This is a genomic window from Paenibacillus etheri (assembly GCF_001012825.1).
Classification (GTDB): domain Bacteria; phylum Bacillota; class Bacilli; order Paenibacillales; family Paenibacillaceae; genus Paenibacillus_AQ; species Paenibacillus_AQ etheri.
The window spans coordinates 338,945-353,248 of the sequence record NZ_LCZJ02000033.1 but is presented as its reverse complement, the minus strand read 5'-3'; the positions used below and the strand labels follow the sequence as shown (position 1 = coordinate 353,248).

Genomic DNA, 14,304 nt, shown 5'->3' with positions numbered 1-14,304 from the left:
AGAGAATAGTGATATATCCCAATATTAGAACACTACATCAACATTTGACCATGTTCAGAAAATTGAATGACCGTTATAGTGTGGAGGGCAGCACCTTCTGAAGCGCCTGTGACCGGGGAACAGACGCCCTCAGGTGAAAAAGTACATGTTGTTTTTAAAACGGATTTGGACATTGGGTTTACTGATCTTGCGGCTAATGTAGTTGATGAGTACATGACTAAGTTTATTATGAAAGCGTTGTCATTGTCTGAACGTATGCATGGCAAGAACGGACAGTCGAAATTTATTTGGACAGTGGGGTCTTGGCTAATCGAGGAATATTTGCAATCTGCGCCTGAAGAGCAGCGGGTGCATAGACACAGCGTCCGATCCCACCTTATCGGGAATTACTTCGCTTAAGAGATCATTGGGTGGATACGGGTTCTCTAGATCCAAATGGCGAAAGTTACGCCAAGTTTTGGAATCGACTTATGTTGATGTAGAAATGAAGCAACAGCTTTACCGACGCATCTGACATTGCAACCTATGCGGTAGATGCAGTAGCGACAATATTCCACGATGGTATTATTACAGGTAAAGGCTTCAGGAAATCCAAATTGTAAGTAAAAGAAGGGAGAGTTAACATGAAAAGAAATGGAAAAAAATTATTAAGTTTGGTCTTAGTACTAGTGATGTTTACAATTATTACCGTTATCTCTTTGCCGAAATCTGTTTTCGCGACTGATCAAAATCAACTTGATGTATATCCTGATCCGCCGGCAGGAACTGCAAGCTATTCAGCCTTTACAGCAGAGGTTAGCAGTCCAGGGGGATCTTGGAACAAATTATTTACACATTCAGCAAAAATGTTTAATGGTGATTCGGGTGATCCAGGTAATAGCAATATGCCTACAGGTTTTGTAATGTTTGACTCTGCAGGTACAGTGGAAATGAAGGTTACGTATCATGGCGGTCCATTAACATCAGCAAAGGTTTGGCCTCAGGCATACGGAATAACGCCAACAATTGAGGGCAATGTGATGACGTTTTCAGTGACCGGGGCTAAAAACATCGTACTTGAGGTAAATGATAATATCTATAGTGCGCTTCATATATTTGCAAATCCTATCGATACGGACATTCCGTCAGAGGGTGATCCGAACGTCATGTACTTTGGCCCTGGAGTTCATGAGTATGGAACCTCTGACTACATAAAGAGGCAGAAAATAGGTGCTCATACAAATGGCAACTACAAGGCAGATATGGATTATATAGATGTACCGAGTGGAAAAACAGTCTATTTAGCGCCAGGTGCTATAGTAAAGGCGCAAATTAGAACCAATCCGTATTTGAATGAGCCCAATTGGGATAAGAGTCCTATTAAAGAGAACATTACCATTAGAGGACGAGGCATACTTGAGTTGTCTAAGTGGAGCGGTGATTTTACGGATGCTGCTAGAGCTAAGAACCCCGAAATGCCAGGTATTGTCGCATTCTACTCGAAAAATGTCAAAATTGAGGGATTAGTTATCGTCAATCCTGAAAGGCAGTCTGTCAATGTAATCGGCAGTACTGATGTAATAATAGACAATATTAAAGGGTTTACCAGTATGCATGAAGGTGACGGCATTGTGCTTGTAATGGACAATAATAATGTGACAGTGAAGAATAGCTTTATTAGAAGTTCTGACGATGGTCTTGTGACTGGCAATAGAAGTAGTAACATCTTATGGGAGAATAACGTGGTTGCTAGCATGAGAGTGCATAGTATTATGATTAACGCTGGTGATACTACAAACTATGTAGCTAGAGATATCTACATTATTAACTCTAATGCATATCCTGGCATAAGAGGTACTATTGGAGTTTATTCCGCCGGAGGTTTAGTTGATAATGTGCTCTTAGAGAATATTGAAATAGAACGTACAAGATACGGGAGCATGCTGGAAGTATATCCCTATCAAATGTGGAATCATGCAACTGGAAGGATGAGTAATATAACATTAAAGAATATCAATTATGCTTCCAATCCATATGATTTCGGGTCGCAGATAGGCGGGATAAGTGAGAATGAGTATGTCGACGGAGTACATTTTGAAAATGTGAAAGTTGATGGGAAGCTTGTTACAGATAGCGCAAGTGGAAACTTGTCTATAGGTAGTTATGTTACAAACGTCACATTTAATGGGGAGCCTTATTCAGGAAACCTTTCACTCCCGACGAGTATTGTCCCTGCGGACTCCGACGGTAAGTATTATCAAATCTATAATCGCAAGCAGATAGGTAAAAGCCTTTTTGATGATTCCGGAACAGTAAGTTATGGAGATGGAACAGGATATGAATATCAATGGGCTCTAGAAAATAGTGATGGATTTATCCGTTTCAGAAACCGGTTAACCGGAAACTATATGAATTTTGAAGCTAATAACGGTCGAATTAAGACTGGACCCGCTATAGAATGGAATGCGGATTGGATGCCAGTCGGCTCTGAATATGGATATTTCCAACTCAGAAACCGCAAGCATGGGCTAATGCATATCCACACACAGAACGGTTATGTACAATCCAGTATGGTAGGTGGGGGGGATTGGACGAGCGATCAGTGGAGATTTGTGGAACAAAATAATTATGAGGCAGAGGATGCTTCACTATCGGGCGGTGCAGAGGTAGGTAACGACCAACTGAATTATTCCGGAAGTGGTTTCACAGCTGGATACGATTCTATCGGTGCAACGACTACCTTTACAGTAAATACTGCGTCAGAAGGACGTTATAATCTGGATCTTAGGTATGCGAATACTACAGGTGGAACAAAGACACTCAGCCTGTATGTGAACGGTAGCAAGATAAAGCAGATTAGTCTACCGAGCTTGGCAAATGGAGATACATGGGGCGACAAGGTTGAGACGATAAACCTGAATGCAGGGGACAATACGATAGCATATAAGTATGAATCAGGCGACAGCGGCAATGTTAGTCTCGATTATATTACAGTAACAGCATATAACATGTATGAGGCTGAGAATGCCGTACTCTCGGACAAAGCAGAGATAGGTAGCAGCGGCCTGAATTATTCCGGGGATGGTTATGTGACCGGATACGGGGAATTCGGTGCAACGACTACCTTTACAGTAAATAATTCATCAGCGTTAACGCGTAGTTATTATCTAGATCTCAGATATGCAAATGCTACGGGTGCAACACAGACAGTCAGCCTGTATGTGAACGGCATCAAGTTAAGACAGATTAGTCTACGGAGCTTGGAAAATTCGGATACATGGAGCGACCAGGTTGAGCTTGTAACGCTAAAATCCGGAATTAATACGATATCTTATAAATACGATGATGGAGATAGCGGCAACGTAAAACTTGACTACATTATACTGCACTCAACAACAGATAATGGCGTAACGGTTAGCCCTGCCGAACTAGTGGCCCATTGGAAGTTCGATGAGGAATCTGGTACAGCGATCAATGATTCTTCTGGCAAGGGCAATATTGGAAAGCTCGTTAACAACCCAGCTTGGAACAGCTTGGGCAAGTTCGAGGGATCACTTGCTTTCAATGGCGGCTCAAGGGCCGAGATTAACGCTTTCTCATTTTTGGAGCAAACAGGTGATGAGGCGGTGTCATTGTGGTTCAACACTTCTCAGCCTTCCAATGGCTACTACAACATTTTCAAACAAGAAAATCGTTTCACAGCTCTTCAGATGGAAGGAGGAAACAAGGCTCGCGTGGTTTATTGGCCGGGCGGTGCATCTCAACCTAAAACATTATCATTTCCATGGACCTACAATGATAACAAATGGCATCATTATGTCGCTTCTTACGGTCAGAAAACGGGATTGAAAATCTATGTCGACGGTAAAGTAGTGGCAAGCGATGCAACGAATCTCGGTCCGCTTCCGCGAGTAACAAGTAAGATTCTACTTGGAGCCGATGTGTCTGGCGGGGAAGCATACAATGGACAACTAGATGACGTTCGCATATTTAACGGTCCGTTGACTCAGAATGAGGTATTGCGATTGATGCATGGTGTTCAGGAATTGACGTTGCAGAGCATAAAAGCGCCTGCGACAATAACAAGGGTAGCGAGCGGTACGGCAAAGACTGCGGCGGCACTTGGATTACCCGCAACCGTAGAATTGGTTACTAATGTAGGAAATATAAATGCTAATGTGACATGGGATGTTAACGCCTCAAGCTACGATCCGAATGTTGAGACAGTACAGAATTTCACGGTCGCTGGAATCGTAACACTGCCAGAATTTGTGAAGAATACGAGCAACGTGTCATTGACAACAAGCATTAGCGTAACGGTTAGGCCTATCGAACTAGTAGCTCACTGGAAGTTCAATGAAGGCTCCGGTACAACCGCTGTCGATTCTTCAGGCAAAGGCAACAACGGAACTTTGATTAACAATCCAACTTGGAACAATTCAGGCAAGATCGACGGAGCGCTTGAATTCAGCGGTGGCTCATCAAAGGCAAGAGTAGAGGTTGCTCCTTTCGCAACGGTGAACCAAACAGGTGACCAGACAGTGTCGCTGTGGTTCAAAACTTCGAAGCCTGCAAACGGCTACTATAGCGTTTTCCGTCAAGATAATCGTTTCACAGCTCTACAGTTGACCGACAAGGGTACAGCTCAAGTGGCCTATTGGCCCAATGGATCATCTAGTAATAAATCGCTGTCGTTCCCATGGACCTACAGCAATAACCAATGGCATCATTATGTAGCTTCCTACAGTCAGAAGACTGGGATGAAGATCTATGTAGACGGTGTACTGGTGGCAAGCGATGCAACGAATCTCGGGCCGCTTCCGAGCGTAACGAGTAAAATCATGTTGGGATCCGCTGACTACGGAGAATCCTATACTGGACTGCTAGACGACGTTCGCATATTTAACGGTCCGTTGACTCAGGCTCAAGTCACGCAATTGATGAATATCGGGCTAGGTATGAAGTTGCAGAGTATACCAACGCCTGCAGCGATTACAGGTCTAGTGAACGGAACGGCGAAGACAGCAGCGGATCTTAGATTGCCTGCAACCGTAGAATTGGTAACGGATCTTGCAAGCATGAACGCTGATGTGACATGGGATGTCTCCGGTTCCGACTATGATCAAGCTGTTAAGGAGGAACAGACCTTCACTGTAAATGGAACCATAACACTACCAGAAGGTGTGACGAATCCGAACAACGTACCATTGACAACGACCATTAGCGTGACGGTGTTAGAGAAAACAAACGTAGCAGCCACTGGAGTTACGTTGAACAAAACAACGGCTTCGCTAAATGTAGGAGCTATTGATCAATTGATAGCGACGGTAACACCAACGAATGCAAGCAATAAGAAAGTAACTTTCACGGTAGACAATGACCAAGTAGTTGAATTGACTGATGTGGTCTTCAACGCTGACGGAACGACAAGCGCAACAGTGAAGGCGCTGTCTGTAGGTGAAGCCAAGATTACGGTAGAAACCGAAGATGGACATTACAGAGATTACTATAATGTGACGGTTAACGACGTTCAAGTGCCTGCAGAAGGCGTTTCACTGAATAAGATTTCCTCGACTATGATCGTTGGAGCTACGGATGAATTGACCGCAACGGTCAGTCCGGCTGATGCAACCGATAAGACCGTAACTTTTGCGGTAGAAGGAAATGCGGTCACCGTCTCAAGTGCTGTGTACGATGAGGTAAGTGGAACGACAAGCGTAACGGTAAGCGCCGTGTCGACTGGCTATGCGAAAGTAACAGCGACTGCGGTAGACGGCAGCAAGGCCGAATATGAAGTGACGGTGGTTGCTTCACCAGTCACGGCAACGGGTGTTACCCTGAATAAATCGTCTGCGGTGTTCGACATTGGCGTTTTGGATACCTTGATCGCAAAGGTTAATCCGGCGGATGCAACCGATAAAATGGTAACCTTTGCGGTAGAAGGAAATGCAGTGTCGGTTACAGATGCGGTGTACGATGTAGCGACCGGTACAACAAGTATTAGGGTAACGGCTGTATCTGCTGGACGCGCGAAGATCACGGCTACGACAGCAGACGGCGGTCACCAAGCGGTGTATAACGTTACTGTAAACTCCGGTAATACCGGAAATCCTGGAAATCCAGGAAATGTGGCCGTGCTCACGGGAATCAGTCTCGATTCTGCGTCCTCTTCGCTGGAAGTAGGCAAAACCCAGGCGATTCAGGTTACGGCAATCTATAGCGACGGAACCAAGGAGAACGTAACAGGTAAAGCGTCGTACGCCACTTCGGATGCATCTGTGATTGCGGTAAGTGCGAACGGGATCTTAGAAGCGGTCGGTAAGGGAAGCGCCGCCGTAACGGTAAGCTATCAAGGGAAAACAGCGGTTATCGCAGTAACGGGAGTCCTGAAGAAATCCGGGGGAGACAGCGATGGAGACGGTTCTTCCACGAATCCGGAACCAGGCACTCCGATCTTCACGGATATTGGCAAACATGCATGGGCTGAAGAAGCGATCCAGGCATTGGCCAAACTAGGTATCATTAAAGGCACTTCGGCAACGACGTTTGAGCCTGGTAAAGAGATCACAAGAGCGGATTTCGTGACGTTGCTGGTCAGAGCACTGGGCTTAAAAGCAGACATCAGCGGCAACTTCCAGGATGTCGTTCAAGGTGATTACTACTATGAAGCGCTCGGCATTGTGAAGGCACTGGGAATCGCTAAGGGAACTGGGGATGGGATGTTCAATCCGAAAGAGAAAATTTCCAGGCAGGATATGATGGTGCTAGTCGTAAGGGCACTACAAGCTGGCGGTAAATGGGAATCTCATGGAATGGCATCTGATTTGAATCGCTTTACTGACGCATCTGGCATTTCAGTGTATGCCGTAGATGCAGTGGCGGCACTAGTCCACGATGGCATTATTACAGGTAAAGGAGCAGGTAAGATCAGCCCGAATGCGACAACAACAAGAGCAGAAGTGGCAGTTATTATGTATCGATTGATGAACCAAATATTAAAGGTTGAATAATCAATAAGACGAAGGCCACAAGTAACGGCCTTTCCAAAAGCAGAACGATTACTTTCCCATTCACCAAGAGCAGCATGAGTGAAGAAGAATAACAATAACTGGTGAGCTGTAAATTTCGTTGCTGTAGTTATAATCTAAATCCTCTAGGATCCTCTTCACATCGTATGAACATATGTAACAAAAAAATTAAGGGACATAGCCTTGGGGCTATGTCCCTTTTACGTGCTGGTATATGTTCGATTTGGCGGCAGATTCAATCGTTTGAATCAATCGCTATTCAAAAGAAGAGAACGTCTAATACCACCGTTGATCTCGGAAGTTAAGTGGACTGGATTCGGGTGAAAGTCGATTGACGTGACCCAAGGAGAGCCCTACCGTCCCCGCAGAAGCGGTGACCCATGGTCAAGATCGCGTAGGTCAAGACTGAGGCTATGGATGGCGAGCAGTCATAAGAAGGGATAGAAGCGAAAAAGCTTGCAGGAAAAGCCGCAATGGCAAGTGACCCGACACAAGCGTTGCCGGGGCGCCCCCCGACCCAAAAGGCGGGGGAATCGTGCGAAGCCTGGAAACGTGGAAGAAAAGAAGACTCAGCACGAAAATGACACGCAACAGAAAAAAACAGTGAGACACGAACGCCGTAGAATTGAGGTCGAACATAAGGGGAGACCGTCTGGGTCAACAGGATAACCAACCGATTGCCGTTACATGGGCTAGGACACGGAGAAACTTATCCCAAATTGCGTGGATAATCAGGCGATGAGCTGTTTTCGTGTGGGAGTTACAGAGAGAAGAACGAAGGGTGGACAGGGCACGAGGCTAGAGAACAACACGTGAGTTCTCTAGTAATCACTCTGATCAGCAGCATAAAGAAAATGTGGATCCATTTTGGACTGGGGCGCATCATATTCGGCTTCTTTTTGAAGTAGCTGGCGTTTCACGGATTCCTCAGTAAGTTCATTGATTTTATCGTTGTATTACGGATAAGCATTAAACTTTTGTTACATTCAATGTCCTCCGTCCAGTAACCGGAGGAATGCTCGAATAGGTTCTCCATGGAAGAGTTCGTTAAAGTAAGAGATGAATCAGTCTGATAAATAAATTGTTGCTGGTCATCGACGATAATAGAATCAATGCCCGTCTGAGTTTGAATTTGGTCATAGATGCGTTTGAGCTTGCTAATGTTGTAATCGAATATGGCGAACCCGTATAAAGTAGGGTCCGATGGATCGTAAGAATCTTTAATATTGGCGGCTATCGTAATGTCGTTGCCATCGGTTTTACGGGAACAGAGCTCATAATAATCAGGCTTATGGGAGCCATAAGAGCGGGTTTGCAACGCATATTGAGTTTTTTTGAAATCATCCCATACTTTGTTAAGAAAAGGAGAATCGTATCCAATCAGCGCCCGATTATTGATAAAGGAAATCTTTTCGTCGTTATTATAAATAAATTTGATAACTGATAAAGCCTAAGCTGTTTAGGGATAGTCCAATGATAAGTGAGAGATAGAGAATGATCCTAGCATTGATCGATTTCATTATTTTCAATAGAATCTCTCCTTGTAGTTCTAAATATAACGCTTTCATTAATGGCTGGCAAGTGAATGGAGACAATTCACAACATTAGAATATGACCTCAATATTTGACGATATTCAGAAAATTGAATGCCCGTTATAGTGTAGGAAATGAACACAATAACGAAGATAACAGGTGAAGCTAATGAACATGAAGAACGGTATACTGGCTGAATTATGGAAGAACAGATCTTATTATTTAATGGCGGTACCGGGTTTGGCGTTGTTGATCGTTATTTCGTATTTTCCCTACCCGGGAATGATTCTCGCATTCAAGAACTTCAATCCTATGGACGGAATCTATGGAAGTCCATGGGCAGGATTCGAGAACTTTAAGTTTTTCTTGGATAACGGAGATTTCTTGCGGATTACCATGAACACGTTATGGATTAACTTCAACAACATCTTTTGGGGAACGATGCTAGCCGTCGTATTCGCACTTATGCTCAATGAGTTGAGGAATCGAACGATGAAAAGGGTGTTTCAAAGCATCATGTTTATTCCTTATTTCTTCTCCTTCGCTATTGTAGGGAAGATTGTCTTATTGTTGTTTAGCAGTGAATATGGTCTCGTAAACGAGCTCATTCATGCTTTTAATGGACATTCGATTCAATGGTATACGGATCCCGCACCTTGGGTGAAGATCCTCGTATCAACGAACATATGGAAAAATGTTGGTTATTCTGTAATTATCTATCTTTCCGTAATAACCGGTATAGACGAAGAAATGCTTGAAGCCGCATCTCTCGACGGAGCTTCCCGCGTGCAGAAGATACGTTATATCTTAATTCCGAATCTAATCCCTACTATTATTATTTTGACTTTAATGTCCATAGGCAGAATCTTCTTTGGTGACTTTGCGTTAATCTATGCCATCATTGAGAATAACGGATTGTTATTCGAGACGACAGATGTTATCGACACCTATATCTATCGGTCGATGATTACTGGAGGAGGAGATTACGGTATGATAACCGCAATTGGTCTGTGTCAATCCGTTGTAGGCTTTATCGTTGTATTAGGGAGTAACTGGATCGCCAAAAGATATGATAAAGACTCAGCATTGTTCTAATCAGAAGCGAGGTGAATGGAATGAAAAGCAATACTATTAACAAATTGAGTGTAATGGATTTTCTAATTTACGGTAGCCTTATTCTATTTAGTTTATTGACGATAGTCCCGTTTATCTTGGCTGTCGTCGTGTCATTCTCGAGTGAACAGTCAGTTGTCATGAATGGGTATCAATTTTTCCCGGATGCATTCTCACTATCAGCATATAAAGTTATATTCATGGACGGTATTGTGTTAAAGGCTTATTCAATTACAATTTTTGTCACAGTAGTCGGAACGATATTCTCATTGGTCATCTCAACGTTGCTTGGATATTCAATCTCCATACCGAAAGTAAGATACCGCAACGTAATCGCTCTTATTATCTTCATTCCGATGATATTCGGCGCAGGGCTCGTCCCCTGGTACTTGAATATGACGAAGGTGCTTGACTTGAGGAATTCGTTACTTGCTTATATTATTCCGCTTGCAATAAGTCCCTTCAATATTTTCTTGCTTCGAAATTATTATAAATCGATTCCAACGGCATTATCGGAATCAGCCGAAATTGATGGAGCTGGACCATGGTACGTGTTCCTCAAGATCATTACGCCATTATCGGGACCGATCCTGGCGACAATTGGCTTGTTTGCTTCCTTGGCATATTGGAACGATTACACAACGCCTCTCTGGTTGATAGATGATCACAGCTTATTCTCAGTGCAATTTTTGTTATACCGAATTAGTTCGATGATTCAGTATATGAGCATGAATACAAATATGGCAACCGTTGAACTACCATCCGAAACGTTGGTATTCGCCATGTTCCTTGTGGCAATAGGCCCGATTATTCTCGTATATCCATATGTACAGAAGTATTTCGTCAAAGGAATTATGATTGGATCTGTGAAAGGTTGATCCCGACGGCAAAGTTGGTCAACATACATAAGACTTAGACAAAGGGAGCGATAGTTATGAAGAGCAAAAAAAGCAAGATTACTAGCATTGTTCTTACGACAATTCTAGCAATAACGATGCTTGCAGGTTGTGGAAGTAATAACAATAAAAATGGAGGAGCAGTACCTTCTGAAGCCCCTGTGACCGGCGAACAAACGCCCTCAGGCGAAGAAGTAACGTTGAAAATTCTATTCCCAGGAGATCCACCGAAAGATTTGGATGCAGTATCAGCTGCGATTGCAGAGAAAATGAAAGCCGACGGCCTTAACATTAAGCTTAACTATACTTTTGTTCCATGGGATGCGTATTGGAATAAACAAAGCTTAGTCGTCGCTGGCGGAGAAGATTTCGATTTGACTTGGTCCCAGGTTGCATATCTGCCGTCAAGTGTAGTCAAGAACATTTTATTGCCGTTAGATGAGTATTTGGATAGCGATGGACAACAATTAAAGGAGAACACGCCAGACTATGTCTGGAAGGGCGTCCAATTTGACGGAAAAACCTATGCGATACCTCGGGTAGTACCAACCGCGCAAAATAATGATACTTACCAGATTCGTGGCGACTTGCGTAAGAAATACAACCTACCGGAAATCAAAACGCTCGAAGATTTCGAGAAATACTTGGAAGCCGTGAAAGCGAACGAACCGACAATGACCCCATTAGGCGCCGTAACAACTGGACTTGGCCGGGAATACATGCCTAGTTATTACGCGAACGGAGATCTATTCAATAGCTTCTTCTACATTGATGCTACGCAACAGCCTTTAACGTTCGAAAATCTTTTTGAATCCGAAGCATTCAGTAATTTAGTTAACAAGGCGCATGAATGGTATAAAAAAGGATACACTCCGAAAGATCCTATCGCAAAGGGTGAAGAATTCGGTAAAGGCAAAACTGCTGCCATAGCATCGAATTTATTCCGTCCAACAGAGAGCATTGATGGTTTAGTGGCGAGTGTACCTGGAGCGGAAATCGAATTCGTTCAATTCCAAGCTGATCAACCGAAGTATATCTTCAACTCTGTAGATAACTTATTGGCCGTATTTACGACGAGCAAGCATCCTAAAGAGGCTGTTCAATTCGTGAACTGGTTTCACAGCAACGAAGAAAACTATAATCTGATGTCCCTTGGCGTAGAAGGCATCAACTATAAATTAGACGGCAATAGCGCTTCTTACGACGGAATCGCAGTTGACAAGCAATACTTGCCGATCAGTTGGGCTTGGACGGATATGAGATTCGCTAAGTTCAGCAAGAACATAACTCCAGCGCAATTGGATATTATTAAGAACTGGGATAACGATGCCGTTAAAACAGATTTAATCGGCTTTAGCGTAGATTCCGAGCCAGTGAAGAGCGACTTGGCCAAAGTAAACGCTATCGTTAAAGAATATCAGCTCCCATTGTATAGTGGTCTAGTAGAATACTCCTCTATTAAAGAAAAAATGCTAAAGCGATTGAAGGATGCCGGAATCGACAATGTTCTTGCAGAATATCAAAGACAACTGGATGCGTACTTGGCTGAACAAAAATAAATGAAATGAATATGCCCGAGTCTGGTTATCCGGACTCGGGCTCAATTATATGAAAGAAGGAAGTTGAATTTATGACTACAGTTAAAAAAGTGCATGTTATTTTTAAAACACATTTAGATATTGGATTTACCGATCTTGCAGCTAATGTGGTTGACAAGTATATGACTACGTTTATTCCACAAGCCTTATCATTGTCTCAACGATTGGCAAGTGAAGACGGACGGTCGAAATTTATTTGGACAGTTGGGTCTTGGCTGATCGAGGAATACTTACAATCCGCGCCTGAGGAGCAGCGGATCCAAATGGAGAATGCGATTAGCAGAGGAGAAATTGCATGGCATGGTCTTCCTTTTACAACCCATACGGAATTGATGGATAAAACACTGCTTGAATATGGCTTGTCGATTTCCAAGAAGTTGGATCGACGATTCGGGAAAAATACCATTGCCGCGAAAATGACAGATGTTCCTGGACATACGATCGGCATCGTACCTATATTGGCTAGTTACGGAATTCGTTATTTGCATATAGGAGTAAATCCTTCCAGCAAGGCTCCGTGCGTTCCGCAAGCGTTTGTTTGGAGAGCAAGCGATGGCTCTGAACTGATCGTCAACTATGCCGGTGATTATGGTGAAGCTCTGGAAGTGGAGGGACTTGAGGATGTGCTTTATTTTGCCCACACAGGCGATAATAACGGTCCTTCATCCTTAGAAGAGATAGAATTATTGTATCAACAATTACAATCGGAATACCCGGGTGCAGAAATTGTCGCGTCAACACTGGATGCCTTCGCCGAAAAGATGCTTGAATGTAAGCATGTGCTTCCGGTCGTAAGCGAGGAAATAGGTGATTCGTGGATCCAGGGCACGGCTACCGATCCGCTCAAAGTAGCACGCTACCGGGAACTACTTCGATTAAGGGATAAATGGGTGAGCGCAGGTTCCCTGGATCCAAATGGCGAAAGCTACGGCAAGTTCTGCAATCGTCTCTTATTGGTCGCAGAGCATACTTGGGGGTTGGATGAGAAAACATATTTAGCGGATTACATCAATTACTCTGCGGCAGATTTTACGGCGGCAAGATTGAAGGATCAGTTCAGGGATGAAGCGGTTCAAGGTCCACATTTTGATACATTTAATCGTCTTAAACGAAAGGAAGAGCGCAGTTACTCGCACTTTGAAAGCTCGTGGGAGGAGCAACGCGCATATCTGGATCAGGCAATATCAGCGCTAAGTACGGAATTGCAAATCGAAGCCAAGAAAGTGTTAGACAACCTGAACCCTCTTAGTTCAGATCATTCCAATGATGCTGCAAACATTGGAAATCTTGAAATGAACCGATGCTATACGATAGGTAAATTTCGAGTTAGCTTCGATTCTGATGGTTCTATCAATCAACTGGTTGATAGAAATGGGAAAGTATGGGCAAATGATGGAAATAGGTTAGCTACCTACCGATATGAAACGTTCAGCAAAGAAAACTACGACCGCTATATTAAGGAATATACGATTGACATGAAAAAGAATTATATTTGGGCAATTCCAGATCACAGCAAGCCCGGAATTGAATATGCAGACCCTGCTCCGGAACATAAGCAGTACTGTCCGATTCTAAGAAATCTTCAATTGGAACGGCGAGCGGACGACGACAAAGTTTGGGCTCAATTGGAAATGCCTGCCGATGCTTGCGAGGAATATGGCGCACCTCATCAGCTTGAGATTGTATACACGTTCAATCATAACGATTTTAACATCGATGTAGAGTTGAGTTGGACGGATAAATCGGCATGCCGTTTGCCAGAAGCGAGCTGGTTCTCGTTTGTCCCTTGCGTTGACAGTCCGAACATGTGGACGATGGATAAACTGGGTACACGGATTTCGCCGTTATCGGTAGTAAAGAACGGCAACCGGAATATGCACGCTGTTAATTCAGGACTTTATTATGAAGGTGCGGATGGAAGTGTCGTGATTGAGACGCTGGATTCACCTGTAGTTTGCCCGGGTGAAAAACGACTGCTGCAATTTGACAATACGTTTGCTCCACTTGTGGGTGGCTTTCATTTTAATCTGCACAATAATTCTTGGGGCACCAACTTCCCGATGTGGTTCGAGGATGACATGAAGTTTCGGTTTCGGTTAACGCTGCAGTCGAATCGGATGTCCTAAGATCAAACAAGTAACCCGGAGAACTATCGGC

7 protein-coding genes are annotated in these 14,304 nt (G+C 43.7%); 6 read left to right on the top strand and 1 reads right to left on the bottom strand.

All coding sequences use genetic code 11. The features are described from left to right. The first annotated feature begins 66 nt into the window (after positions 1-66). Both UQ64_RS21090 and UQ64_RS31770 read left to right on the top strand, forming a co-directional pair. Positions 67-399 carry a polysaccharide deacetylase family protein gene (locus UQ64_RS21090; protein ID WP_156417631.1) on the top strand — a complete coding sequence of 111 codons (333 nt, stop codon included), beginning with the start codon at positions 67-69 and terminating at the stop codon, positions 397-399. Between the two features lie 224 nt (positions 400-623). Further along, complete coding sequence (locus UQ64_RS31770) at positions 624-6,989, top strand: LamG-like jellyroll fold domain-containing protein (RefSeq protein WP_060625429.1); 6,366 nt, start codon at positions 624-626, stop codon at positions 6,987-6,989. A gap of 934 nt (positions 6,990-7,923) precedes the next feature. Here UQ64_RS31770 and UQ64_RS21080 read toward each other — a convergent pair. Continuing rightward, on the bottom strand, positions 7,924-8,325 hold the full coding sequence (locus UQ64_RS21080) for a hypothetical protein (protein ID WP_060625428.1): 402 nt from the start codon (positions 8,323-8,325) through the stop codon (positions 7,924-7,926). 389 nt (positions 8,326-8,714) lie between these two features. On the opposite strand from UQ64_RS21080, the gene UQ64_RS21075 reads away from it, so the two are divergent. From UQ64_RS21075 to UQ64_RS21060, 4 genes are all read left to right on the top strand, one after another. Continuing rightward, positions 8,715-9,635: an ABC transporter permease gene (locus UQ64_RS21075; RefSeq protein ID WP_167348512.1), complete on the top strand. Its 921-nt coding sequence runs from the start codon at positions 8,715-8,717 to the stop codon at positions 9,633-9,635. A gap of 20 nt (positions 9,636-9,655) precedes the next feature. Next, positions 9,656-10,531, top strand: a complete 876-nt coding sequence (locus UQ64_RS21070) for a carbohydrate ABC transporter permease (RefSeq protein ID WP_060625426.1) — start codon at positions 9,656-9,658, stop codon at positions 10,529-10,531. 56 nt (positions 10,532-10,587) lie between these two features. Next, entirely contained in the window at positions 10,588-12,108 is a 1,521-nt protein-coding gene (locus UQ64_RS21065) for an extracellular solute-binding protein (protein WP_060625425.1), read from the top strand. A gap of 71 nt (positions 12,109-12,179) precedes the next feature. Continuing rightward, a complete protein-coding gene (locus tag UQ64_RS21060; protein ID WP_060625424.1) occupies positions 12,180-14,273 on the top strand; it encodes a DUF5054 domain-containing protein in 2,094 nt (697 codons plus the stop codon). Positions 14,274-14,304: the final 31 nt, after the last annotated feature.